General features: G+C 47.8%; 28 protein-coding genes. 4 read left to right on the top strand and 24 right to left on the bottom strand.

Annotated elements, in window-relative coordinates:
• Positions 1-81: 81 nt before the first annotated feature.
• Positions 82-1,062, bottom strand: coding sequence for a phenylalanine--tRNA ligase subunit alpha (pheS, locus tag FTU67_RS10690; protein WP_016659518.1), 981 nt, complete (start codon positions 1,060-1,062; stop codon positions 82-84).
• 158 nt (positions 1,063-1,220) lie between these two features.
• Here pheS and FTU67_RS10685 point away from each other — a divergent pair, with 158 nt between their 5' ends.
• Entirely contained in the window at positions 1,221-2,249 is a 1,029-nt protein-coding gene (locus FTU67_RS10685) for a hypothetical protein (protein ID WP_168414776.1), read from the top strand.
• Here the strand turns inward: FTU67_RS10685 and FTU67_RS10680 are convergent.
• From FTU67_RS10680 to rpmI, 3 genes are all read right to left on the bottom strand, one after another.
• Positions 2,246-2,776, bottom strand: a complete 531-nt coding sequence (locus FTU67_RS10680) for an AAA family ATPase (RefSeq protein ID WP_034598321.1) — start codon at positions 2,774-2,776, stop codon at positions 2,246-2,248. The two genes, FTU67_RS10685 and FTU67_RS10680, sit on opposite strands and share 4 nt — an antisense overlap.
• An 86-nt stretch (positions 2,777-2,862) precedes the next feature.
• A complete protein-coding gene (gene rplT, locus FTU67_RS10675) occupies positions 2,863-3,222 on the bottom strand; it encodes a 50S ribosomal protein L20 (protein ID WP_005182440.1) in 360 nt (119 codons plus the stop codon).
• A 12-nt stretch (positions 3,223-3,234) separates the two neighbouring features.
• Positions 3,235-3,429 carry a 50S ribosomal protein L35 gene (rpmI, locus tag FTU67_RS10670; RefSeq protein ID WP_001096359.1) on the bottom strand — a complete coding sequence of 65 codons (195 nt, stop codon included), beginning with the start codon at positions 3,427-3,429 and terminating at the stop codon, positions 3,235-3,237.
• A gap of 295 nt (positions 3,430-3,724) precedes the next feature.
• On the opposite strand from rpmI, the gene FTU67_RS10665 reads away from it, so the two are divergent.
• Positions 3,725-4,453 (top strand): energy transducer TonB, encoded by a 729-nt coding sequence (locus FTU67_RS10665; protein WP_005182437.1) that lies wholly within the window; start codon positions 3,725-3,727, stop codon positions 4,451-4,453.
• 1 nt (position 4,454) lies between these two features.
• Here the strand turns inward: FTU67_RS10665 and FTU67_RS10660 are convergent, their stop codons facing one another.
• The 4 genes from FTU67_RS10660 to thrS all read right to left on the bottom strand — a co-directional run bounded on the left by FTU67_RS10660 (position 4,455) and on the right by thrS (position 8,334).
• On the bottom strand, positions 4,455-4,877 hold the full coding sequence (locus FTU67_RS10660; RefSeq protein WP_005182435.1) for a YqaA family protein: 423 nt from the start codon (positions 4,875-4,877) through the stop codon (positions 4,455-4,457).
• Between the two features lie 89 nt (positions 4,878-4,966).
• Positions 4,967-5,584, bottom strand: coding sequence for a glutathione S-transferase N-terminal domain-containing protein (locus FTU67_RS10655; RefSeq protein WP_045795980.1), 618 nt, complete (start codon positions 5,582-5,584; stop codon positions 4,967-4,969).
• A gap of 270 nt (positions 5,585-5,854) precedes the next feature.
• Positions 5,855-6,406: a translation initiation factor IF-3 gene (gene infC, locus FTU67_RS10650; protein WP_160241813.1), complete on the bottom strand. Its 552-nt coding sequence runs from the start codon at positions 6,404-6,406 to the stop codon at positions 5,855-5,857.
• A 5-nt stretch (positions 6,407-6,411) separates the two neighbouring features.
• The gene (thrS, locus tag FTU67_RS10645) at positions 6,412-8,334 is read right to left on the bottom strand and encodes a threonine--tRNA ligase (RefSeq protein ID WP_016659522.1); all 1,923 of its coding nucleotides are present in this window, start codon (positions 8,332-8,334) and stop codon (positions 6,412-6,414) included.
• A 498-nt stretch (positions 8,335-8,832) separates the two neighbouring features.
• Here thrS and FTU67_RS10640 point away from each other — a divergent pair, with 498 nt between their 5' ends.
• On the top strand, positions 8,833-10,476 hold the full coding sequence (locus FTU67_RS10640) for an acyl-CoA synthetase (RefSeq protein ID WP_127801702.1): 1,644 nt from the start codon (positions 8,833-8,835) through the stop codon (positions 10,474-10,476).
• A gap of 129 nt (positions 10,477-10,605) precedes the next feature.
• Here FTU67_RS10640 and yjgA read toward each other — a convergent pair whose 3' ends face one another.
• The 9 genes from yjgA to mazG form a co-directional block, all read right to left on the bottom strand.
• Complete coding sequence (gene yjgA, locus FTU67_RS10635; protein ID WP_005182421.1) at positions 10,606-11,139, bottom strand: ribosome biogenesis factor YjgA; 534 nt, start codon at positions 11,137-11,139, stop codon at positions 10,606-10,608.
• A gap of 2 nt (positions 11,140-11,141) precedes the next feature.
• Positions 11,142-11,411 (bottom strand): HPr family phosphocarrier protein, encoded by a 270-nt coding sequence (locus tag FTU67_RS10630; RefSeq protein WP_206862651.1) that lies wholly within the window; start codon positions 11,409-11,411, stop codon positions 11,142-11,144.
• Positions 11,408-12,259 carry an RNase adapter RapZ gene (rapZ, locus tag FTU67_RS10625; protein ID WP_016659525.1) on the bottom strand — a complete coding sequence of 284 codons (852 nt, stop codon included), beginning with the start codon at positions 12,257-12,259 and terminating at the stop codon, positions 11,408-11,410. Before rapZ ends, FTU67_RS10630 begins: the two co-directional genes overlap by 4 nt.
• A 27-nt stretch (positions 12,260-12,286) precedes the next feature.
• Complete coding sequence (gene panC / locus FTU67_RS10620; protein WP_016659526.1) at positions 12,287-13,132, bottom strand: pantoate--beta-alanine ligase; 846 nt, start codon at positions 13,130-13,132, stop codon at positions 12,287-12,289.
• A gap of 3 nt (positions 13,133-13,135) precedes the next feature.
• Positions 13,136-13,945 carry a 3-methyl-2-oxobutanoate hydroxymethyltransferase gene (gene panB / locus FTU67_RS10615; RefSeq protein ID WP_005182412.1) on the bottom strand — a complete coding sequence of 270 codons (810 nt, stop codon included), beginning with the start codon at positions 13,943-13,945 and terminating at the stop codon, positions 13,136-13,138.
• Positions 13,946-13,990: 45 nt separating this feature from the next.
• Entirely contained in the window at positions 13,991-14,479 is a 489-nt protein-coding gene (gene folK, locus FTU67_RS10610) for a 2-amino-4-hydroxy-6-hydroxymethyldihydropteridine diphosphokinase (protein WP_005182411.1), read from the bottom strand.
• Positions 14,476-15,948, bottom strand: a complete 1,473-nt coding sequence (pcnB, locus tag FTU67_RS10605; RefSeq protein ID WP_005182410.1) for a polynucleotide adenylyltransferase PcnB — start codon at positions 15,946-15,948, stop codon at positions 14,476-14,478. The genes folK and pcnB overlap by 4 nt, the downstream gene beginning before the upstream one ends.
• A 136-nt stretch (positions 15,949-16,084) precedes the next feature.
• Positions 16,085-16,498, bottom strand: a complete 414-nt coding sequence (locus tag FTU67_RS10600; protein WP_005182409.1) for a ComEA family DNA-binding protein — start codon at positions 16,496-16,498, stop codon at positions 16,085-16,087.
• A gap of 10 nt (positions 16,499-16,508) precedes the next feature.
• Positions 16,509-17,270 carry a nucleoside triphosphate pyrophosphohydrolase gene (gene mazG / locus FTU67_RS10595; protein ID WP_005182408.1) on the bottom strand — a complete coding sequence of 254 codons (762 nt, stop codon included), beginning with the start codon at positions 17,268-17,270 and terminating at the stop codon, positions 16,509-16,511.
• 100 nt (positions 17,271-17,370) lie between these two features.
• Here mazG and FTU67_RS10590 point away from each other — a divergent pair, with 100 nt between their 5' ends.
• On the top strand, positions 17,371-18,147 hold the full coding sequence (locus FTU67_RS10590; RefSeq protein WP_160243526.1) for an SDR family oxidoreductase: 777 nt from the start codon (positions 17,371-17,373) through the stop codon (positions 18,145-18,147).
• Between the two features lie 64 nt (positions 18,148-18,211).
• On the opposite strand, the gene der is transcribed toward FTU67_RS10590, so the two are convergent.
• The 7 genes from der to pilW form a co-directional block, all read right to left on the bottom strand.
• Complete coding sequence (gene der / locus FTU67_RS10585; RefSeq protein ID WP_005182406.1) at positions 18,212-19,624, bottom strand: ribosome biogenesis GTPase Der; 1,413 nt, start codon at positions 19,622-19,624, stop codon at positions 18,212-18,214.
• Between the two features lie 174 nt (positions 19,625-19,798).
• Complete coding sequence (gene bamB / locus FTU67_RS10580) at positions 19,799-20,947, bottom strand: outer membrane protein assembly factor BamB (protein ID WP_104472416.1); 1,149 nt, start codon at positions 20,945-20,947, stop codon at positions 19,799-19,801.
• On the bottom strand, positions 20,944-21,648 hold the full coding sequence (locus tag FTU67_RS10575) for a tetratricopeptide repeat protein (protein WP_005182401.1): 705 nt from the start codon (positions 21,646-21,648) through the stop codon (positions 20,944-20,946). The genes bamB and FTU67_RS10575 overlap by 4 nt, the downstream gene beginning before the upstream one ends.
• Before the next feature lie 30 nt (positions 21,649-21,678).
• The gene (gene hisS / locus FTU67_RS10570) at positions 21,679-22,974 is read right to left on the bottom strand and encodes a histidine--tRNA ligase (protein ID WP_005182398.1); all 1,296 of its coding nucleotides are present in this window, start codon (positions 22,972-22,974) and stop codon (positions 21,679-21,681) included.
• A 3-nt stretch (positions 22,975-22,977) separates the two neighbouring features.
• Positions 22,978-24,099, bottom strand: coding sequence for a flavodoxin-dependent (E)-4-hydroxy-3-methylbut-2-enyl-diphosphate synthase (ispG, locus tag FTU67_RS10565; RefSeq protein WP_005182396.1), 1,122 nt, complete (start codon positions 24,097-24,099; stop codon positions 22,978-22,980).
• Between the two features lie 22 nt (positions 24,100-24,121).
• Positions 24,122-24,910 (bottom strand): helix-turn-helix domain-containing protein, encoded by a 789-nt coding sequence (locus tag FTU67_RS10560; protein ID WP_016659532.1) that lies wholly within the window; start codon positions 24,908-24,910, stop codon positions 24,122-24,124.
• Positions 24,901-25,698 (bottom strand): type IV pilus biogenesis/stability protein PilW, encoded by a 798-nt coding sequence (gene pilW, locus FTU67_RS10555; protein ID WP_104470591.1) that lies wholly within the window; start codon positions 25,696-25,698, stop codon positions 24,901-24,903. The genes FTU67_RS10560 and pilW overlap by 10 nt, the downstream gene beginning before the upstream one ends.
• Positions 25,699-25,701: the final 3 nt, after the last annotated feature.

Below are 25,701 nucleotides of genomic sequence, written 5' to 3'. Positions count from 1 at the left end.
AAAAAAAGGGGGAGAACCCTATGTCACCGATGGACAACCCCTCTCCTTTTAGGAGAGGTCAGGGAGAGGTATAAATTTGTTTTAAGCAAACTGGCGTAAGAAACGCACATCATTCTGGTAGAACATACGTAGGTCGTTAATGCCATAACGCAACATTGCAAAACGCTCTACGCCCAGACCAAAAGCAAAGCCTTTATATTTGTCCGGATCAATACCTGCCGCGCGTAATACATTTGGATGCACCATACCGCAGCCCAGCACTTCTAACCATTTACCGCGCTCATCCATAATATCCACTTCAGCACTTGGCTCGGTGAACGGGAAATACGACGGACGGAAACGGACTTTCAAATCTTTTTCAAAGAATTCGTTCAGCAAGTTCACCAGTAAACCTTTCAGTTCAGCAAAGCTGGTGTTTTCCGCCACGTACAAACCTTCAATTTGGTGGAACATTGGTGAATGCGTCTGGTCGGAGTCACAGCGATAAACACGGCCCGGGCAGACAATACGGATTGGCGGCTGCTGGGTTTCCATGGTCCGAATCTGTACACCAGAGGTATGGGTACGCAGCAAATGAGTCGCATCAAAATAGAACGTGTCGTGCATGGCACGGGCCGGGTGATGGCCTGGAATATTCAGCGCTTCAAAGTTGTGATAATCATCTTCAACTTCTGGGCCAGTAGCCACAGTAAAGCCAGCTTTGGTAAAGAACTGGCAAATACGCTCTTGCACCTGAGTTACCGGGTGAATGGAGCCAATGGTCTGACCACGGCCTGGTAAAGTAATATCCACCGTTTCGCTGGCAAGTTTTTGTTCTAATGCCGCTTGCTGTAATGCTGCCTGACGCTCGGTTAATGCAGTATTAATGGCTTCACGCACCGCATGGATTTGCGCACCAAACGCTTTACGCTGTTCAGGATCCATTTTACCAAGTGACTTAGATTGTTCCGCGAGCTGGCTTTTCTTCCCCGTAAATTGCACCCGTACTTGATCGAGTGTAGCAAGGTCGTCTGCTGCTGCAATGGCAGCGAGCGCTTCAGTGGTCAGGGCTTCCAGTGACATAGTAACTCTCAAAGCAACAAATTTTGAATATAATTAAAAAACCCCACATTCTAACAGTTTTTGGACAGTAGAATGAAGTTGCATTGCAGGAAAATTAGATTGGCATCGCAATTTGGAAAAAGTATAAGATAATCAAAATATCAATGAGATCAAACACTATGGCGCTCGATCAAATTTGGAAACAGCAACTGACCCTGGTCACCTATGGCAATGAATATCTGAGCCAGGATTTGAGTTTCAGTCGCTGGCGTGCGCATCCCATTTTTAATCAGCACATGTTCTGGTTTCGTGATTTAAATTCCCAGCATCTGCTGGCCCAGCATTTTGAAATCTGGCTGGAAGGCTTAAAACGCCAGGGTACAACCCGACTGAGTCTGCACAATGCCAGTCTGCTGGTCGATGAAAAAAATCCCAACGCCAATGTCGAGCTGCTGCCCTACCCGCATTTTATTGTCAGCCATGAAGCACATAAAAAATTCGCCTGGATTTGTGGCAAGGAATTGCCGGAATGGTATAACGCCGACAATGATTATGAATTTCCATCGGCACAGCGGATTGAACTGCGCCAGGAAACGTTCTGGCGTTATGAACTCAATAGTAAGCTGGCCAAAAAGGTAGAGGCCGATCTAGAACCCGCTCACTGGGATGAAATTCATCTGTTTACCGAGCAGGAGCTGTTTTCCCATACACTGGCGGCCGACTTTCAGCCACCTGAACAGCAGAATTTACCCTATTATGGTGTTCCGCTTACGGCAGATACACCTGATCCGCATCAGCTGTCTTTATTACCGACTCACTATCAGGCCGATTATGCACATCGCATGCTGTACCGTTTAGAAGCGCTAAAAGATGATATTCAACAGAAAATCCAGCATCCCTATAATGCAGATAATGAAGTGCTGAGTCCGGAAGAGCAGCTTGACCTGCGCCATTTTGCCCAGAAGCTGGATGATTTAAGCGCCAAATTTATTGTCAAGGTGGCCAACCATTACCAAAGCGCCCAGCTGACGCCTGTCGCACAGCCGAATCCGCTGGAACCGTTCGCATCTGACAACAAGGCTACCCATGCGCAAGCAGCGCATTCAGCCAAAGTCCCGTCTCATCATAAAGTTGGTGCGACTGGAGTCATCAAGCTGATTCTTATTACTGTGGTAATTTGTTTATTAGCCTATTATTTCGGACTTTAAACGCGATTCAGAAACCGTTCAACCTCAGCGACCGAGGTCAGCCGAATCCAGTGCAGATGGGCATATTCGGGAGATTGCATCAGCTGCAGATAATGCCGGCGATTTTTCTGATGGGTTTTAATCATCCACCAGACAATCGAATCGCGGCTAAACAGCTGTCTGATCGTTTCCCGATTATTGGAATTGGACCAGAGGGTTTGCTGTGAAACCGCGCGCTGCACGGCGCGTTGTACAGAACGCAGTAAATTGCTATGAAACGGTAAATCCAGCCAGATGATGGTATCGGCCTGCGCCCATTTAATGGGAATGGTGCGAGTATAGTTGCCATCAATCACATAGCCATTGGGTGCCTGCTCAATGGCTGCCTGAATTTTGGCAAAAAAATCTGTATCAGCACTTTGCTGCCAGTCATCTAACCAGAACAGATTATCCAGCTCGATATAGGCCAGTCCCAGCTTTTCTGCCAGCGCCCGGGCAAAAGTCGATTTGCCTGAAGCCGAAGTACCAACCACATTAATTCGCTGCATACAATTTCCCTACTCTATCATTCAGACCCTGATTCTGCGCAATAAAAAAGACCGCATAAAGCGGTCTTCTTTTAAGTCACGAGGACTTAGGCAGCCAATGCACCTTTCGCTTTTTCAGCTAAAGCAGCAAATGCAACTGCGTCATGCATAGCGATGTCAGCAAGTACGCGACGGTCGATGATCACTTGAGCTTTCTTCAAACCAGCAATCATACGGCTGTAAGACAAGCCGTTTTGACGAGCACCAGCATTGATACGCGCAATCCATAGAGCACGGAATTGACGTTTCTTCTGACGACGGTCACGGTAAGCGTATTGACCTGCTTTGATTACCGCTTGGAACGCTACGCGATATACGCGTGAACGAGCACCATAGTAACCTTTAGCACGAGCAAGAATTTTTTTATGACGGCGATGAGCCTGTACACCACGTTTTACACGAGCCATTTATAAATCTCCTTAGATGTATGGGCACATACGACGAACTGAAGCAACGTCACTCACGTGAACCATTACACAGCCGCGCAATTGACGGATACGTTTAGCAGATTTTTTGGTCAAAATGTGGCGTTTGAACGCTTGTTTACGCTTGAAACCGTTAGCAGTCGCTTTGAAACGTTTAGCTGCACCACGGCGAGTTTTTAACTTAGCCATAACAACCTCTTTTAAGTACCTGTTCGGCTCATTTGCACCATTACAAACGACCTGCAGGTAAGGGAGCACGTATTCTAAAGCATCTTTGTCTAAAACAAAAGCAAATATTGCAAAAGTCGCTCGCCTTCTATCGGCAGATGAGGTCTTTGAGATTAGCAGGATCTCTCCTTGTTATTGAACAGCCAAAACATGAAGATGGAACATCTTATTTTTATAGCGGAAGACTTGTACTGAAGCCCGATTCAGGAAATACTGCGCAGCGTTCCTTCTTTTGCCCAACAACAAGCTAATCCTCATGAAAAAAACCATTTGCCTGAGTCTGTGTCTGGCGCTGCCGCTTAGTGCCACGCTTGCCATTGCTGCCCCTGCCGAACAACTGCAAGTACAAAAAACCTCGGCGTTGGCCGCCCATCTGACCACGCGTATTCAATGGACCGAGTTTCCGCAGCTGCGTTATAGCAATGCCGATTTAAAGCAGCAAAACCGCGCGGCCATTTTACGGATTCATGCCGATGAATCGGGGCAAATCAACAAGGTCACGGTACAGGAAAGCACCGGACTAAAATCTTTAGATCAGCTGATTAGCCAGGCGGTAAAACAGGCCAGAATCAAACCACATCTGGTCGATGATACCCCGGTTCCAGTGATTGGTTATCAGGTCTTTCATCTGGATTTAAAAGATACTGCTCAGGACTGCCACTACAGCTTTGACTCGACTGTCTGGCAAGCGCAGCAAGCCGGCGCAAAAAGCGCGTTTCAATATCGAAGCCAGCCTCAACTGAACGTCACCGAAGATGAGTTAAATGGTCATGCCCGCCGGATTCAGTTCAAAATGAAAGCCGATAAATACGGCAACATCCACAAGGTTAAAATTCAGCAAGGCTCCGGCCGTTATGCGCTGGACCAGAAACTGATTCAGGCGCTGCAAGGTGCACAGGTCGATGTACCACGCAAATTCTGGATCTATAAAAAATCCAGCCTGAAAGATGAAGTCCGTTTTCAGCCAGCAGAATGTGAGGGCTAAACTAGAACATGGCATAAGCCAGATAAATAAACAGATAACGCCCGATTTTGGCTACACTCACCATCAGCAGAAATCGGGCGAAGTTTTCTTTCATTAAACCGGCAATTAGGGTGATTGGATCACCAATCACCGGCACCCAGCTCAGCAGTAAGGACCAGAAGCCATATTTCCGATAAATCTGCTGTGCCTGCTGCAGCTTGGGTTCAGACACCGGAAACCAGCGCTTGTCTTTATACTGCTCGATCTTGAGTCCTAACCACCAGTTCACACAGCTGCCCAGAATATTGCCCAGACTGGCGATGGCTATTAAAGCCATCACCGAATGTTGCTCTTGAATGAGCAGGCCCAGTAATACCGCTTCAGATTGCAACGGCAATAAGGTAGCCGCCCCAAAGGCCGACAGAAATAACAGCAGATAAGCCATAACAGATGCAGTTAACAGGTTCTGCCCATCTTAACTGAAATCACAAAAAAAGCACCCGAAGATGCTTTAGGTGATTTTATGATGATTATTTAAACCTGAATCGCCAGGGCGCGTTGTACTGCCGGACGGGCGGTTAAACGCTCAATATAATCCTGCACATGCGGATAATCTTCTAGCGGAATCTGCTGCCATTCATGGCGTAACAACCACGGTAAAATCGCCATATCGGCAATTGAATATTCACCGGCTACATATTTCTGCCCGATCAGCTGCTTGTTTAACACACCATACAGACGTTTGCTTTCATTGACATAACGCTCGGTGGCATAGGCTATACGCTCGGGTGCAAAGCGGCTAAAGTGATGGTTCTGCCCCAGCATCGGGCCTAAGCCACCCATTTGCCACATCAGCCACTGCTCCACCTCTACCCGCTCGAGCTCATCTACCGGATAGAACATACCGGTTTTACGGCCCAGATATTGCAAGATTGCCCCCGATTCAAAAATCGAAATCGGCTGGCCATTCGGTCCATCCTGATCGACGATAGCTGGAATTTTATTGTTGGGAGAAATGCGCAGAAAATCTGGCTGGAACTGGTCGTTTTCAAGGATGTTAATCGGGAAAATCTGGTATGGCAGCGCCATTTCTTCTAAGGCAATCGTAATTTTATGACCATTGGGCGTGCCCCAATAATAAAGATCAATCATGTGTATATCCTTGCGCTCTTGTCGTTGTCATGTGTTATTGCTCTGCCGTTAAAGATACGAGATAAGCCTGAGCAGGGCAACTGTTGTCACATAAAAATTAAACACCAGAGATGACCCGCAGCTGTTCGAAAGTCACCGGGCTTTTATCATGCAAAGTATGCTGAGCTGCTCAACATACCGAACGATCATTATGTCAAAATATTAGTGACCTCATAAACTGTAGTCACAAAAAAAGCACTGCTGGGCAGTGCTTTTTTGATTCGGAGATGCTTACTTTTTCTTTTTCGGTCCAAGCAGCATACCCATTTGACGACCTTCCATTTTTGGCGCCTGTTCAACTACACCATATTCAACTACGTCAGCTTCAACTTTTTGTAATTGAGCCAAACCTAACTGTTGGTGAGCCATTTCACGACCACGGAAACGCAGTGTGATTTTGACTTTGTTGCCTTCTTCAAGGAATTTGATAATTGCACGCAGTTTTACGTTGTAGTCACCTACATCGGTTGCTGGGCGCAATTTAATTTCTTTTACCTGCACTTGATGCTGCTTTTTCTTGGCATCTTTTTGCTTTTGCTTCAGGTCAAACAAGTGCTTGTTGTAATCCATGATTTTACAAACAGGCGGCTCTGCATTTGCCACAATCTCAACGAGGTCAAGATCTGCATCCTCTGCAGCACGCAATGCTTCCGCTAAAGAAACAATTCCTTTTTGTTCACCATCCGCTGCAACGAGGCGTACTTCTTTTGCACGGATCTCGTCATTAATTGCAGGGCGGTTACTCTTAGCACCTTGTTGTTGGTTACGGTCAGGCTGTTTAATCTTTCTTACTCCACAATGTACCGGCCGCGTTCGGCAACGGCTGCTTTTACTAGGTCAACGAAAGCATCAATTGACATAGTACCCAAATTTTTTCCTGAGCGGGTACGCACGTTCACTGTACCTTCCTCTACTTCACGGTCGCCAAGAACCAGCAAGTAAGGAATACGCTCTAAAGTACGTTCACGAATCTTAAAGCCGATTTTCTCATTTCTCAAGTCAGAAATCGCACGAATACCGTTTTCTTTCAGTTTCTCGACGACTGACCCACAGGCTTCAGCTTGCGCGTCGGTAATATTCATTACACAGGCTTGTGTTGGCGATAACCAAGGTGGCATAAAGCCTGCATAATGCTCAATAAGTATACCAATAAAACGCTCAAAACTTCCAAGAATCGCACGGTGTAACATTACCGGCTGATCACGGTCGTTATCTTCCGTCACATAAGAAGCATCTAAACGTTCTGGCAAGTTAAAGTCACACTGAATGGTACCGCACTGCCATACACGGCCTAAGCAGTCTTTCAATGAGAATTCAATTTTCGGACCATAGAATGCGCCTTCACCCGGCTGTAGTTCCCAGGCCAGACCCGCTGCATCCAAAGCATCGGCCAGTGATTTTTCTGCCAGATCCCACAGTGCATCATCACCCACACGTTTTTCAGGACGAGTCGATAACTTCATTTGCACATCTTCAAAGCCAAAGTCTTTGTAGACATCTAAGGTTAACTGAATAAAGTCAGCAACCTCTTGGCCAATCTGCTCTTTGGTACAGAAAATATGCGCATCATCTTGAGTGAAACCACGTACCCGCATAATACCGTGCAATGAACCCGATGGCTCGTTACGGTGACATGAACCAAATTCTGCCAGACGGATTGGTAAATCACGATACGACTTTAGGCCCTGGTTAAACACCTGCACGTGACATGGGCAGTTCATTGGCTTCACTGCGTAGTTACGGTTTTCAGAATGCGTGGTAAACATGTTTTCCGCATAGTTCGCGGCATGACCCGATTTTTCCCATAAGGTGAAATCGACCACCTGCGGAGTACGGATTTCCTGATAACCGTTGTCCTGCTGCACTTTACGCATGTACTGTTCCAGCACCTGGTAAATGGTCCAGCCATTTGGATGCCAGAACACCATACCCGGCGCTTCTTCCTGCATATGGAACAGGTCTAAGGCTTTACCAATTTTACGGTGGTCACGCTTTTCTGCTTCTTCAATACGTTTGATGTAGGCAGCCAGCTGTTTTTTGTCAGCCCAAGCGGTACCGTAAATCCGTTGCAGCTGCTCGTTCTTGGCATCACCGCGCCAGTAAGCACCCGAGATTTTGGTCAGCTTGAACGATTTTAAGAATTTGGTATTTGGTACGTGCGGACCACGGCACATATCCAGATAGTCCTGATGGTAGTACAGGCCCATTTGAGTTTCTTCAGGCATGTCTGCAATCAGGCGCAGTTTGTATTCTTCGCCACGCGCAGTGAACTCAGCAATAACTTCATCACGCGGGGTCATTTTTTTCACAACATCGTAGTCCTGGTCGATGAGCTTTTTCATACGCTCTTCGATGGCCGCCATGTCATCTAAAGTAAATGGACGTGGCATCCAGATGTCATAGTAGAAACCTTCTTCAATGACCGGACCAATCACCATTTTTGCTTCAGGGAACAATTGTTTTACCGCATGGCCCACCAGGTGCGCACAAGAGTGACGAATAATTTCGACCCCTTCTTCGTCTTTCGGTGTGATGATTTGTAAGGTGGCATCTTCGGTAATTAAATCGCAGGCATCGACCAGACGATCGTTCACACGACCTGCCACAGTATTTTTGGCAAGACCCGGGCCGATGCTTTGTGCAACTTCCATCACAGATACGGCTTGATCAAATTGTTTTTGATCACCATTCGGCAAAGTGATAATTGGCATAGAAAATCCTTAAGGAGTGATGCCCCGTACCATGGAGCATGTCACCGCGAGATTATGATCGAGGAGAACCTCAAAAGATAAAAAACGGCGGTAAATAAAAAAATCGACTAGAATTTTACACGTCTTGGCGCGGTGATTAAACCTTTTCTCCGAGAAAATTCAAATTAAGCCTCGTGTTTATGCTTAATTTTTTCCGATTTAAAAAAATGTGCTGCATGGGCCAATTTTATTTCCGGATTTACCGGTCAAACGGATGATGTGGCTTTTTATATGCTGATCTGGCCAATCTATCTGCAACTGCCATCATCAGCTACACCCAGATAAAAAAGAAATATCTCCATACAATTTTACCGGATCAAAAAAGGTTTATATTTCAGGTGATAGCGTGCCTATTCAGCAGCAATACCGCTCACTCGACTAAAGAATAACTGCAAGCCTGCACTGAAATGAATATCTTTAAACCAGAGAAACAATAAATATGATTAGGGAGTAATAATAATGGTTAGCGCATATGATCAATTGCCGCGTACCCCTGCCAATTTCGTGGCCTTGTCTCCACTGAGATACCTTGAACGCGCTGCTTATATCTACCCGCATCAGGACGCCATTATTCACGGTAAACGCCGCATTACCTGGCGAGAAAAATATCAACGCTGCCGCCAGTTTGCCCATCAGCTACAACAGCTGGGGGTCGGCAAGAATGATACCGTGTCCACCCTACTCCCGAACGTACCAGCCATGCTGGAAGCACATTTCGCCGTACCAATGGCAGGCGCCGTCCTCAATACCCTCAACACCCGGCTCGATGCCAAAAGTCTGGCCTTTATGCTGGAACATGCCGAATCCAAAGTGTTACTGGTTGATCCGGAATTTTCTGCCGTGGCCAAAGAAGCGCTGGCGTTGGTGCCACAAGAGATTTTTGTGATTGATGTTGAAGATGAGCTGTATGAGCAGTGCTTTACTGCCCCGATTGGCCAGATTGAATATGAAGACTGGCTGGCTGAAGGCGATGCCAATTTTGAATGGTCACTTCCACAAGATGAATGGGATGCGATTAGCCTGAACTATACCTCTGGCACCACCGGCAACCCGAAAGGCGTGGTCTATCATCATCGTGGGGCTTATATCAATGCCGCCAGTAATATTATTGCCTGCGGTATGACCCCACGTGCCACCTATTTATGGACCTTGCCACTGTTCCACTGCAACGGCTGGTGTTTTGCTTGGACCATGGCAGCCAATGGCGGTACCAATATCTGCCTACGTAAAGTCGATCCTGAGCTGATTTTTAAACTGATTGCTGAACATAAAGTTGATTACTTCTGCGGCGCACCGATTGTACTGTCGATGCTGATTAATGCTCCGGAACAGCAACAGATCAAAATTGAGCATCGCGTAGAAGTGATGGTGGCCGGTGCTGCACCACCTGCGGCGATTATTGAAGGGATGCGTAATCTGGGCATTAACGTGACCCATGTTTATGGCTTAACTGAAACCTATGGCCCATCGGCGCTATGTGCATCACAAGCTGGCTGGTCTGAGCTGACTATTCAGGAACAGGCGCAATTGCATTCACGCCAAGGCGTGCCGTATCCGCTGCAAGATGGCATGAAAGTCCTCGACCCGGAGACCATGCAACCGGTACCGAACGATGGCGAAACCATGGGCGAAATTATGTTCCGTGGCAATATCGTGATGAAAGGCTATTTAAAAAATCCGGAAGCGACGGCCGAAGCCTTTGCCGGCGGCTGGTTCCATACCGGCGACCTGGCCGTTTGCCAGCCGGACGGCTATGCCAAAATTACCGACCGCTCCAAGGATGTGATTATTTCCGGCGGTGAAAATATTTCCTCGCTGGAAGTTGAAGAGGTGTTGTATCAGCACCCTGCGGTCCTCACCGCGGCAGTGGTGGCCAAACCGGATCCGCGCTGGCAGGAAGTGCCGTGCGCCTTTATTGAAATTAAAGAAGGTAAAACCGTGACCGAAGATGAAATCATTGCCTTCTGCCAGCAGCATCTGGCGCGCTTTAAAGTGCCAAAAGAAGTGGTGATTACCGAGATTCCTAAAACCTCGACCGGCAAATTACAGAAGTTTGTATTACGTGAATGGGCCAAAGAACGCGCTGTCGGCGAGTTCGGTTAAAGCCAGCCGAGATGTTGATGCGGGTCACAGTGCCCGTTTTCACATCAGTCACCCAAAAATGAACCGCAATAAAAAACGACTCCATCGAGTCGTTTTTTATGGCTTCAGACCAGATGAAGTCTGATCCGCTTAATTGTCAGATAATAGCGCCACTTGCTGCACATAGTTAAACAATTTTAACTTGGACGCTTCCAGTTCTGCTTCCGGCATTTCCACTTTCAAATCACGGTGAATGCGCAACACATGCTGACGCAGAGTATGTCGCTCTGCCGCATTATAGGTTTTGCAAAAGTCATTAATCACCGGATCGCCATCTTTAATAATCCGCTCGACCCAGCGTTGCAGCTGCGCGGTTTTCTTGGCACCCTGCTGCGGGGTTAAATAAGACAGAATTACCGATTCATCTTCATTGCGCAGCAGTTTCCCAATCCGCTGGAACTGACGGCGACGCGCCTCATGCGAACTGATATTCTGCACTTCAATGAGTGCATCAATTAAACGCTCATCTACAGGAAGCTTTTGAATTTGCTTCGGGTTCAGTTGAGCCAACTGCTCGCCCAAAGCCGCCATACGCTGTACGGCTTTTTTCTGTTCAGTTTTACTTGCACGTCCTTCTAAAGATTCGAAATCATCTTCGGTAAAACGGTGCGGTCGACGTGCCACGATTAATCTGCCTCGTAAAATTTTGCTGCAAAAAGTGTCTGAATTTCAGATAAAGCTTGTTCTTCATCTGCACCTTCAATCACTAAACGTAAAGTTGTGCCCTTACCTGCGCCGAGCATGAGCAGGGACATGATATTTTTTGCATCAACCAACTTGTCACCTTTGCCAATTTGAATGGACGAACGGAATTTCGTGGTGACTTCAATCAGTTTGCCTGATGCACGCGCATGTAAACCTAGTTTATTAATTACGTCAACAGTTGTGTCAATCATGACCAGTGCTTCATTTCCCGGTGTAAGACTTGAATAGACCATTGTGCCTCAAGTGCCTTTTTTAGTCTATCCACCATATAAACAGATCGGTGCTGCCCACCGGTACAGCCAATAGAGATGGTCATATAATGACGATGCCCTTCTGCAAATGCAGGCAGCCATTTATTTAAAAACTGATAAATATCCTGGAACATTTCATTGGTCTGTTCATGCTGTTCCAGAAACTGTTGCACCGGCTCATCCAGCCCGGAATATTTGCGCAAAGACAGATCCCAATGTGGGTTCGGCAAATGCCGGATATCAAAGACATAGTCGGCATCCAGCGGAATACCATACTTGTAGCCAAAAGATTGTAAAATCACAATCAGCTTATCGGTCTGGCCCAGCTTCGACAGCAAGGTGTGTTTTAAGTCATGCACACTCTTGTCGGTGGTATCAATGTGCACCGTGGAGCGCAGCTGAATCGGCATAAGCAGGACTTTTTCTTCCTGAATGCATTGATGCAGACTTTTAAACCGGCTGGCCAGAGGATGCGGACGGCGCGAAGCACTAAAGCGGGTGATCAGCTCCTGATCTTGGGCAGTCAGATAAATAATATCGACCGAGCCATGACCTTGCAGCTGTTCAAACACCTGGTCAAATTCCTGCAAATTGGCGCGGGTACTGCGTACATCGACCCCTAGCGCCAGCTGTTCCAGATTATTTTCCAGATCAAGCTTGGCCACAATTTCGGGCAGCAATGCCAGAGGAAGGTTATCAATACAGTAATATCCGAGGTCTTCGAGAACCTGCAAAGCCGAGGATTTTCCTGAACCTGATTGTCCGGTCACAATCAAAATACGCTTCATGACAAGGCTGTCCTTTCCATTGCTGAGCTATGCAGTCGGTTTGATCTGCATATTATCAATTAAGCGGGTGCTTCCCAATTTTGCCGCCACGAACAAAACAATCTCTTGATTAAATTCATCAATTTTTTGCAGTTCAGGTGTACGTGCCTCTACATAGTCCACAACAAAGCCGGCCTGCGTCAATGCTGCCTTAATATTCGCTAACACTTCTGACAGCTTTTCACCCTGTTGCAGTGCCTGTTCAGCATTTTTCAGGCTTTGATAAATTACTGGTGCCGTTTTACGTTCCTGTTCACTTAAATAACCGTTACGTGAACTGAGCGCCAGACCATCCTCTGCCCGGACAATTGGCACGCCAATCACTTCCAGTGGAATATTCAGGTCACGTACAAACTGACGGATCACCGCCAGCTGTTGATAATCTTTTTGGCCAAAGAAGGCATAGTTCGGCTGCACAATATTAAACAGCTTGGTCACCACCACCGCGACACCATCAAAATGTCCCGGACGCTGCAAACCACACAGGTCTTCGGTAATTTCAGACACACTGATGTTGGTTAAACGCGGGCTTTTGCCATACATTTGCTCGACAGAAGGTGCAAATACGATGTCACAACCGGCTTCTGCCAGCAATTGACTGTCTTGTTCCAAGGTCCGTGGATAGTTGTCAAAGTCTTCATTTGGACCAAACTGAATCGGGTTCACGAAGATGCTGACCACCACCACATCACATAATTGACGCGCTTCACGCACCAGGCTCAGATGGCCTTCATGCAAATTGCCCATGGTCGGGACAAAACCAATAATTTTACGCGCTGCACGTGCAGGATTTAATGAGGCTGCCAATCCCTGAATCGTGGTTTCTGTTTTCATGTTTTACAACTCAACTTGGAAAGTTTGTTCACGTGCCGGGAAAGAACCGTCTTGTACCGCAGCATGATAGGCTTTGAAGGCATCTAAAATGGCTGTTTCACCAGACTGCTCTTTCATAAAGTTCCGTACAAATTTGGCAACGCGGCCAAACGTCAGACCCAGCATATCTTGCACCACCAGCACCTGACCATCGGTGTCTGCACCGGCACCAATTCCAATTACCGGAATATGCGGGAACAGGGCGCTAATTTCCTGACCAAGCTGCGCCGGTACACATTCCAGCAATAACAGCGCAGCACCGGCATCAACCACCGCCTGACAGTCGGCAATCAACTTGTCCGCCGCTTCACGGGTACGCGCCTGGAGTTTATAACCGCCAAAAACATGTACCGATTGCGGCGTCAGGCCCAAATGCACACACACTGGAATTCCGTTACGGGTCAGCACTTCTACGGTTTCAGCCAGCCAGGCACCACCTTCCATTTTGACCATTTGCGCACCGGCCTGCATCACGGTTTTCGAGCTTTGCAGTGCATCATTCAAGGTGGCATAACTCATAAATGGCAGATCGGTCATGATAAAGGCATGCTGATTGCCACGACGCACTGCTGCCGTATGATAGGCCATATCTTCAACGGTCACCGGCAAGGTAGAGTCACGGCCCTGAATCGACATCCCCAGCGAGTCGCCAATTAAAATACTATCAATTTCAGCAATTTCCATTGCCTTGGCCATACTCGCATCATAACAAGTCAGGCAGGAGAATTTGCGACCATCGGCTTTAAATTGTCTTAAGTCACTGAGACTAATCATGGAGATGTTCCTCTAGGAAAAGCATAGAACATGCTAAAAATCACTTTAAATATTTGCCCAGTGTTCATGGTCCAGCACATCCAGTGCGGGCTGTTGAATGAACGGCAAGTCTTTTAATAATTGCGTATGCACACGCAGTTCGGGGTCTAAATCCAGTAATGGAATCACCACGAAATCGCGTTCTAAAACGCCGACATGCGGCACAGTCAGACGTTCATGCTGAATCTGCTCCTGTCCATAGAGGAGTAAATCCAGATCGAGCGTGCGTTCACCCCAATGGCGTAAACGCACCCGTCCGGCTTCCTGCTCAAAACGTTGCAGCTGATCCAGCAATTCCAGCGCCGGTAAATCTGTACGCAGCTGTACCACCGCATTTAAATAATTCGGCTGGTCTTGTGGCCCCATCGGCGGACTTTGATACAGTTTAGAGGTTTTGACCTGACCCAACGTCGCCAGCTTGTGCACAGCTTCGGTCAGAATCTGGCGTGAATCGCCCAGGTTACTGCCCAGGCCAATATAAGTCACCCTACTCATTGTGTTGGCCCGAAAATAACCTGACTTAAATCCCGTTGTACCCGCTTGCGCTTCAGAATTGGATGGTCTGCACCAATCCCCGAGCCATTGCTTGATGATGTTGATGCAACCTGGGCACGGGCATCTTCCTGCTGTTTGGCTTTACGGGCACGGCGGCTGCGTGGCTCCGGCTCATTCACCAGCGGTTCAATTTCGGCGGTCTGCGCGGCATTCAGCTGCTGCTCCAGATGTTCTTCCTGTGCAGCTTTGCGACGGCTCTTGGCCCGCTGACGGTTGTACTGGCCAATGGCACGTTCTTTTTCATCGGTGCTCATGGTCTGGTACTGATCCCACCACGTACCCATCTCTTGAGTCTGGGCATCGCCAGATCTTTCACGCAGCAGCAAAAAGTCGAAACCGGCACGGAAACGCGCATGGTTGGACAAGGCAGCAATTTGCTGAGGTTTTGGATTCAGCAAACGGGTTTGCATTTCCCAGACTTCACGAATAAAGGTTTCAGCAAAACGCGGAATCACCGTGCGGGTGGCCTGACGTTTCAGCACATCCAGTCCAGCCTGGGCACGCGCTTCTGCCGGAATTACCCCTTTGGATAGATAAAAATCACAGCGCTCTAAAAATGGCTTCCACAGCAGCACCGCATAGAAAAAGGCCGGGTTGATGGTTTTGCCAATCGCAATGCGCTGATCGGTATTTTTTGCAGCCAGTTCAATAAAGGGTGTGATGTCCGGCTTGATGTCGGCAAAAAGCTGACGCCAGATACCGAAGTCGATTAGCATCGGCAAGACGCGATTTAAATGCCCCATGGTGAACAGTTTTTGCGATTCATCATACAGACGGTGCGGAGAAACATCGCGCAGCAACTGAGTCATTTCCGGAGTAAAAATCTCCAGAATGGCCGGATCAATATTGAAATTCAGCTTGGCCGCAAAACGTAAGGTCCGCAGCATCCGCACCGGATCTTCTTCAAAACGGACGGTCGGATCACCGAGCAGACGCAAGGTTTTGGATTTAATGTCATCAACTGCATGACAGAAATCCAGCACGATTCCTTTACGTGGCTGGTAATACAAAGCATTGATACTGAAGTCACGACGGGCAAAATCCTGCTCAATCGTGCCCCAGTTATTGTCTCTTAAAATCATGCCCGCAGCAGAGGTCACCGCTCTTTTCGGCGGTGCACGGAAGGTAGCAACTTCCACCAGTTCACGTCCAGAATAGACATGAGCCAGCTCAAAGCGGCGTCCGATAATGCGACAGCGGCGTCCGAACACCTCTTTGACCTGAGATGGCGTGGCATTGGTCACGGCATCAAAATCCTTCGGATTCAGGCCCAACATCAGGTCACGAACACCACCACCAACGATATAAGCTTCATAGCCAGCTTTGGTTAAAGCATCAATAACATCTAGAATGTAAGCAGGTAATTGCGTGGTTGATAAACCACATTTTGACGCGCGCAAAGTTTGCAAAAGACGCTGTCTCCTACGTCTGAACGTAAAATAGATTAGATGACGCTAATCATATCTCTAACACAATCAAAGGGCAATTTGATTATCTCAATACTCGGGCCCGGCTGATGCGGTGTTGGCCGATGATCAGACCCGATTAAATACCCAGCCGGTGCCGGTTTTTGGCCAATAATGCCGGTCCAATCCCTTTGACCAGCTGTAAATCTTCAATCCGTTTGAATTTTCCATGCCGATTGCGGTACTCAATAATGGCTTCCGCCTTCTTTTGTCCCACGCCAGATAATTGCTGTAATTGCGCGGCTGTTGCCATATTCAGATTAATTTTTTCACTGCTGCCTGCGCTAGCTGAACGGGGTTGGGAAGTCTTCGTAGAAGCCGACGGGCTTAAGCGGGCATCAATCGCCTCTTGTTCGGCCTTCCATTGCAGATAACGCGCATCATAATTTTCTGCCTGCGCATTTTGCAGCGCGAAAAAGCTACAAAACACGCAGAACATTAACGCCAGTTGAATTAGAGCTTGAGCGTGTTGAAATCTTATTCTTCTTGTCATGGTCACTCTGTCATTTTAATTGTTGTTTTGCCTGCTCCCACAGCTGATCCATTTCAGCCAACGACACCTGTTCTATATTTTTATGCTGCTGTTGTAACTGCTGTTCAATGAAAGCAAAGCGGGTTCTAAATTTATGTACGGTACTCAGCAAAGCCATTTCGCTGGACAGATTCAGTTTACGGCCAACATTAATTAAAGAGAATAAACAGTCACCCAGCTCATCCAGAATTTCGTCGGAATTTTGCCGATCCACCGCCTGTTTCAACTCCTGCAACTCTTCATCGACTTTTTGCATCGCACCAGTGACATCGGGAAAATCAAAGCCAATCTGCGCGACATTGTGCTGTAACTGCTGTGCCTGCTGAATGGCCGGGCCATGTTTGACCTCAGATAAGCGCGATGCAGGTTTGCCGGCTTTTTCCTGCTGTTTAATCTGCTGCCACAATGCACTGACATCTTCCGGGCTTAAGGCCGCAAACTGCTCGGGCTGAAATACATGCGGATGACGGCGAATCATTTTATCGGTAATGGCCTGCACCACATCCTGAAAGTCAAAAGCACCCTGCTCGCTATACATTTGCGACTGGAATACCACTTGCAGCAATAGATCACCCAGTTCTTCTTTAACGTCCTGAGCATGACCACTGCGCACGGCCGCTTCGACTTCATAGGCTTCTTCAATTGCATACCTGGTCAGCGATTCTGGGGTCTGCTTCTGGTCCCATGGGCATTGCTCACGAAGCTGTTTCATCACTGCCAATAACTGATCCATGCCGATTTCTACCTTCTTTAACCATCATCTACATAAAAATATTTGCTATGCTCTCAACAGAACAACACTTTGAAAAACAAAAACACAAGGAGTTAGCCACATGCACAGTATCTTCATTAGTGGTGCAGCACAAGGCATTGGTGCAGCAGTGGCCCGCTTATTTTATCAGGCGGGTTATAAAGTCGGAATTTATGATTTAAATGTTGCACAGGCCGAGCAACTGGCGCAGCAGCTGGGTCCCAATGCGCAAGCCGGCGGGCTGGATGTCGCGGATTATGCACAGTGGCAAACGGCTTTGGCGCGTTTTGTAGACTGGGCTGGCGAGCTGAATATTTTAGTCAATAATGCCGGTATCTTATATTCGGGTGCTTTTGAAGACACCGAGATTCAGGCGCATCAGCGTACCATGCAGGTTAATGTCAATGGGGTGCTAAATGGCTGTCATGCCGCACTGCCTTATTTAAAACAGGCGACTTTTGCCCGGGTGGTGAACCTGTCATCAGCTTCGGCCATTTATGGACAGGCCGATCTGGTGTCGTATTCGGCCAGCAAATTTGCGGTACGCGGTATAAGCGAAGGGCTGGATGTTGAATGGCAAAAATACGGTATCCGGGTGCTGGATGTGATGCCTCTGTTTGTACAAACCGCCATGGTCAAAGATATGGATGCCGGCACCATCCAAAATATGGGGGTACATTTAAGCGTGGAAGATGTGGCCGATGAAATTTTCAGTTGTGTTACGCGAAAAAGCTCGCTATTTACCGCCACTCATCAGCCGGTCGGATTAAAAAGCAAATTCCTGTTTACCCTGTCACGCCTAAGCCCGCAGTGGGTGAATCGTTATAGCAATATGTTGCTGGCACGGCGTCCAGACTAGAAACTGATGGCCATAAAAAAGCCCGAATCTGATTCGGGCTTTTTTGTATCAAGCGACAAACCGCTTAACCGCGTTTAAATTTCTTCTCGGCTTTCTTAAACTTCTGTACATAACGACGACGACGCGCAGCAGTACGTTCATCCACCTGTGATTTACGTCCTTCAAACGGGTTCTCAGAGGTTTTAAATTCAATCTTCACCGGAGTTCCTTCCAGCTTATAGACCTTACGGAACACGTTTTCCAGGTAACGACGATAATCGGCCGGGGTTTTATCCACCTTGTTACCGTGAATTACAATCGTTGGCGGGTTCTGGCCTCCCATGTGTGCATAACGCATTTTAATGGCACGACCCTGCACTTTTGGCGGATGGTGCGCTTCAGTTGCATCATTCAGAATCTGAGTCAGTTTGGCTGGTGATACTTTTAAGCGCGAAGACTCATAAGCACGATGAATCGATGGATAAAGATCACCCACCCCAGTGCCATGCAGCGCTGAAATCAGGTGAATACGCGCCCAAGGAATAAAGTCAAAGCGGCGCTCGACATCCAGCTTACACTGCTTGCGATCATATTCAGACATGTTGTCCCATTTATTGATCGCAATCACCATGGCACGGCCAGCTTCCAGCGCATAACCAATCAGGTGCAGGTCCTGCTCGACAATCCCTTCACGCGCATCGACCACCACAACCACCACGTTGGCATCTTTCATCGCCTGCAAGGTTTTTACAATCGAGAATTTCTCGATCATTTCATCAACCTTGCCTTTACGGCGTACACCGGCAGTATCAATCAGGGTGTATTTACGCCCTTCACGCTCAAACGGAATATAGATCGAGTCACGTGTTGTGCCCGGCTGGTCAAAAGCAACCACGCGCTCTTCACCCAGCAAACGGTTCACCAGCGTCGATTTACCCACGTTTGGACGACCAATAATCGCTAGACGCAGACCCGTGTCTTCATCACGCTCTTCCGGGTTTTCATCTTCCGGCACATCTTGCAGTACTTCTTCCAGCATCTGCTGAACACCGCGACCATGGCTGGCGGCCACTTGCATTGGCTCGCCCATCCCCAGTTTAAAGAATTCAACCAGCGCGGCTTCTGCATGTACGCCATCGACCTTGTTGGCCACCAGAAAGACTTTTTTACCCAGCGTACGCAGTTCACGGGCAATCTGCTCATCCGAAGCCAGCAGACCGGCACGCGCATCGACCACGAAGATGATCATATCGGCTTCATGGATGGCGGTTTTCGACTGCTCGGCCATGTAAGAATCGATACCACCTTCAGATTCGCCAATACCGCCGGTATCGACCACGATGAAGGATTTATTCTGATAGGTCGCATCACCATATTTACGGTCACGCGTCAGGCCGGCAAAGTCTGCGACCAGAGCATCACGACTCTTGGTGATCTGGTTAAACAACGTTGATTTTCCGACGTTCGGACGACCAATGAGCGCAATTACGGGTTTCATAGATTAACCTTTATTTGAGATCAGTCCACTACACGGGTCTGAACATCAGAAACAAATGGGAAGAAAAAATTTCAGTCAAAGACCTGAATAAAAACACGGGGCATTGAACATTCAATCACCCCGCGTTAAAAAATACGGAAATTGTCGCCTAGTTTAACATAAGGCAACAAAAAGTTAACGGTTCTGCCAAATGCTGAATGCACCCTTTTGCGTACCAACATATAACTGGTTGTCGATGACACGTAAAGAACGCACTTCACCGCTGGTTTTGGCGCGACCAATCAGCTGACCGTTGCTCGGGTTAAACAGATGCAAGACACCATCCATATCTCCCACCACCAGGTCCTGACCCAGCATTACCGGGTTACTTAAACGACGGTTAAGCAACTGGTCATTTTCCCACAGCTTCTGGCCACTGGTAATTTCATAAGCCACTAAACGGCCATCGGCACTGGCGACAAAAACCCCATTGCCGACCACTTCCGGACGTTTGGTGCTGCTCAGGTCTTCGCTCCAAACCACTTGCTGTGAAGCCAGATCAGTGACGGTCACCTGGCCCTGGAAGCTGGTAGTGACCAGGAACTGGCCCGCTACTACCGGATCGCCATCAATATCATTTAAACGCTGAATATCGGAGCGACCTTCACTGATGGCCACACGGCGCTGCATACGCGGCGTACCGGTCACCACATCAATTGCATAAATATAAGCATTGGCGGTTGCTACCAGCACGGTACGCGGATCAACCGCTACCGGTGCAGCGCTACCACGCAGGCTAAACTGGACATTCGGCAAATTGTAAGTCCACATTTGCTGGCCAGTCGCCAGGTTATGCGCATAGACAATACCATCATTGCTGATAGTCACCACACGGTTGGCATGCACCAGCGAAGGTGCCAGAATAGCCCCAGTCAATTGTGCGGTCCACTTTTTCTCACCTGTGGCCTGATCCAGTGCAAACAGTTGGCCTTTCTGATTCCCAACAATCACCAGACCTTCTGCCGCTTCTACACCTGAGCTCAGCCCCTGTTTGCTGACTTCGGTTTGCCACAAACGCTGCTTGCCACGATAGGCCGCCACTTCACCTTTAGGATCAATACTAAATACTACGCCATTATCGACATCTAGCTGTAAACGCAGCGGATCTTCTTCAGCAGTCGATGAGGTGTTTTGAGAAAATACAGGCACCAGGGTTTTGGCCTGTTGCAGTTTTGGCAAAGGATTCGGTTTTACTTTTTCAACTTTAATGCTGTTGCTTGAACAGCCAGCCAATGCAAGGCTTAAAACAGTTAGTGCAAACGGGATCTTATATTTTCTATTCATTCAGTTTCATCCACTTGTGTGTCGATTACAGGACGTTCAATTTCAGGATCATCAACTAAAACGCCGACACTTTCGAGTTTAATTTGTAAAATTTGACGTTCCTGTTGACGTTCAAGTAACGCATTCCATGCGTTCTGATACGCTTTTTTGGCATTTTCAATATCGTTTTTCGCCACGTACACATCACCACGCGCTTCTTCAGCTGTTGCTTTAAAGGCAGGATCGTTGACGGCAGACAAGGTTTTCAGTGCCTCATCATATTTCTTTTGTGCCAATTGCGCATAGGCCAAACGCAGTTTTAATACCTGCATTAAGCCGGCATCATCGACTTTAGAATTTTCAACTTTCTTTAAGGCTTTTTCTGCACCGGCATAATCGCCCTGATCATAGGCCAGTTTCGCCATTAAGAACTGGGTCTGAATGGCCTGGACGGAATCTGGTGCTTCTTTCACAATCTTATCGGCCGTGGTCGACAGATTCTGGAAAGCTTTGTCATCGCCTTCAGCCGCACGCGCCTCGTCCATCAGTTGCTGGACTTTGGCGGTGTTGGTCTGATCTTCAGCCAGGTTTTTCTTCTGCCAGTATTGCCATCCGAAAAAGGCAATCAGCGCAATCAAAATCCCGCTAATAATTGCAGAACCATATTTCTTAGCGAATGATTTTAAATGATCAAGTTGTTCATCATCACTTAATGCGCTCATTGAATTACCCTTTTCCTTATATTCTTTGGCTTATTTTGAAGAAAATTTTTCAATCATAAATGGCACAATCTCTGCCACAGCTACATCCAACTGCTCGGCAGTGGCCAGTTCTTTAACGGCGAAGCGCTGGTTTTCCCACTCACGCTCACCCAGAATTAAAGCATACAGTGCACCCGACTGGTCGGCTTTTTTCATCTGGCTTTTCATCGAGCCTTGTGAGCCGACTTTCAGGCGAATGGCACTACCACTGGCTTCAAGCTGGTCACGAATCTGCTCTGCCAGCACCAGTGCTTTACCTTGTGATGCCGGATCGGCCACCAGGAATACTTCACAATCGCGGCTTGGGCTGTTGTCTTCGACCTGTTCCAATAGAAGCAATAAACGCTCCATGCCCATGGCAAAACCAACTGCCGGAACCGACTGTTCTGGCTTGCCTTTTAACTGCCCCACCAGACCATCATAACGGCCGCCGGCACACACTGTCCCCTGTGAACCCAAATGGGTGGTGGTCCATTCAAATACAGTTTTGTTGTAATAATCCAGACCACGGACCAATTTTTGATTAATCACGAAGCTGACACCGGCATCAGTCAGATACTGCTGCAACAGGGCAAAATGCGCCATGGTGTCTTCACCCATAAAGTCGTGAAGTTTTGGTGCATTTTCCAGGATGCTTTGAGTTTTGGCATCTTTAGAGTCCAGAATACGCAGCGGGTTGGTGCTTAAACGGCGCTGAGAATCTTCATCGAGATCGGCTTTGTGCGTTTCCAGGAATTCAACCAAGGCAGCGCGATATGCAGCACGTTCGTCTGACTCACCTAAAGTATTCAGTTCAAGTTGAACTTTATCTGCAACGCCCATACGTTTCCATAAACGCGCGGTCATTAAAATCAGCTCGGCATCCATATCTGGTGTAGCGACACCAAAAGTTTCCACACCAAACTGATGGAACTGGCGATAACGGCCTTTTTGCGGTTTTTCATAACGGAACATTGGGCCGATATACCACACGCGAGGCGTTGCACCGCGCAGCAGGTTATGCTCAAGCATGGCACGTACACAGCCTGCCGTACCTTCCGGACGTAAAGTCAATGACTCTGGCGGATTGCCTTTGTCCAGGAAAGTGTACATTTCTTTTTCAACGATATCGGTTGCATCACCAATGGAACGCTTGAACAGATGGGTCTGCTCAACCATCGGCAAACGGATTTGCTGATAACCATAAGCATCCATAAGACTGGACAGATGCTGTTCCAGACGTCTCCAAGCCGGGGTCTGGGTTGGGAGAATGTCATTAAAACCTTTGATTGCGACGATTGAACTCATGATCTACTCAGAAAAACCTGTGCGAATAATCTCTTTTGACTTAGCTTCTTCAAGCTCTTTAACACGTTGACGAACCATTGTTTCGATTTCATCAACCAATTGATTGGTATCAATTAAATGGCTCTTTTCACCATTACGATACACCAGTGAACGCGGACTTGCACCTACCACGCCAATATCAGCTTCTTTGGCTTCGCCCGGACCGTTAACTTTACAGCCAATCACCGACACATCCATTGGAGTGCGGACATCTTCCAGACGCTCTTCCAACATCTGCATGGCTTTAATCACGTTAAATTCCTGACGTGAACAGCTTGGGCAGGCAATGAAGTTAATGCCATTAGAACGCAGGCCGAGCGATTTTAAAATATCAAAGCCAATTTTGACTTCTTCTTCCGGCTCTGCTGCCAGGGAAATACGCATGGTGTCGCCAATGCCTTCCATCAGCAGGCCACCTAAGGCAATCGCTGATTTCACCGAACCGGTCCGATAGATTCCCGCTTCAGTCACACCTAAATGTAGCGGATTATCAATTTGCTGCGACAGCAAACGATAGGCATCCATGGTTAAAAATACATTCGATGCTTTCACCGAGACCTTAAATTCCTGGAAATCCAGACGGTCTAAAATATCAATATGGCGCATGGCCGATTCAAGCAAGGCTGCACCGGTCGGCTCGCCGTATTTTTTTTGAATATCTTTTTCCAGTGAACCGGCATTGACCCCAATCCGCATGGAAATATCATGATGTTTGGCCGCAGCCACCACTTCACGGATTTTCGCTTCCGAACCGATATTACCCGGGTTAATCCGCAGACAGTCAGCACCGAAATCGGCCACAGCCAAAGCAATTTTATAGTCGAAGTGAATATCAGCCACCAAAGGAACAGAGACCTGCTTACGGATTTCACCAAAAGCCTGTGCGGCTTCCATGCTTGGTACCGATACCCGCATGATGTCTGCACCAGCATCAACACAGCGCTGAATTTGCGCAACCGTTGCAGCGACATCACAGGTTTCGGTATTGGTCATACTCTGAATGCTGATTGGCGCATCACCGCCCACATAGACTGAACCGACACGAATTTTACGGGTTGGACGGCGTCGAATTGGATTCTCAATCATGATTTCGCTCTACTCTGTGCCATTAACGCGACAAACGGAATTCCGCTTTGCCATTGACGGTATATGGAGACAATGAAATATTTTCATTGTTTAGACTTAATGACACTGCGGTTGCATCATCTAAACGAATCTGAAATGGTGCCTCACCAGTTAAATTCAAGCTGGACGCCTGACGGCCAGTGGCCAGCACTTTCCCGGTCGAATCCACAATATGAACCGACGTCGGACGGTTAAAGCTTAAAGACAGCTGATCGCCGGTCACGGCACTGCTGTTGTCTAAATTAATAATTTCGACATCAGACATTGGCACAATATTCTGCTCGGTGTCGCTCGACTGCGAAGATGACCAGTTTTGCACGGCCGCGATGATAATCCAGATTAAGGCCAGTGCCACTACCGCCAGCGCAATACGCTTTAACCATTTGCGGTTACGGTCACGATTCGAGCCAGGCAGTTTGCCCATAATTTTAATTGGGGAATTATTCAGGGCATGATTCGGCAGCATGCCGGTATCATTGGCATAGATTTCATCAAAACGCTGGATGATACTGGTGGCATCGACTTTTAAGTATTTGGCGTAGGTGCGGTAATAGCCCTTGATAAAAGTCGCTTCAGGCAGTGACTTGTATTCATCCTGCTCCAGCGCCGTCAGGGTTTTGACCGGAATATTCAATTCTTGCGCCACATCTTCAAGCTCAAGCTTCTGATTTTGACGGATTTGACGCAGATACTCACCTGGGCGTTGGATATTTCCTAATGCATTGGGCGCTACATTTGTATTTGATTGCGGTGAATTAGGATTTACTTCCATACGGCCTCAGTACTGTGCTGTAATTGCAAATAACGTTGATATTCCTGGCTTTCAGGGAACAATGCCCGAAGCTGATTGACCAGCACCTGCTGTCCCAACTGATCGCCATTTGCTCGTGCAACACGGATCCCAATCCACAATGCACGCGCACCTTGATTTTTTTGTCCCACAGCACGCACAAACTGTTCATACATTCTGGATGCTGCAGGAGTCTGCTGGTTGAAATAAAAAATTTCCGCCAACTCTAACATTGAAACATAGGAGTCACGGTTCGCCTGCAGAGCCTGCTTGAATGATTTTTCAGCATTCGCCATATCGCCCAGTTTCAGGTAAATCCGCCCCACGTTTTCCAATGCACGAAAACGTTGATCATAACCGAGTGTTGCCCCGGCAATACTCAGCTGTTCAATGGCATCATTATAGCGTTCAACCTGATACAAATACGTACCATAGTTGTTACGCGCCTGCGCATTGTTCGGATCGGCAGAGATGGCACGCTTGAAATACGTATCGGCCTTCTCCAGATTCAGCTTGCTACCTTCTTGCTGTAGCAGCACGCCCATCATCATATTGGCCATAGAATCACGCGAATCTGTTTCCAGTGCCTGATCCAGGGCACGTTTGGCCGAGTCTAAATCACCCGATTTTAAATACTCGGCCGCCAGCTGGGTACGCACCTGAATTGCCTTTTCCGGATCTTTCGGACTTAAAGTAGGAGTTGTGGTTTGACAGCCGGTGCTCATCCATGCAGCCACACACAGTGTGCTGATGGTTGTGAATTTATACATCAA

The sequence above is a fragment of the Acinetobacter sp. YH12132 genome (assembly GCF_013418645.1).
In the GTDB taxonomy this organism is placed as follows: domain Bacteria; phylum Pseudomonadota; class Gammaproteobacteria; order Pseudomonadales; family Moraxellaceae; genus Acinetobacter; species Acinetobacter indicus.
This window is presented reverse-complemented; position numbering and strand designations above follow the sequence as displayed.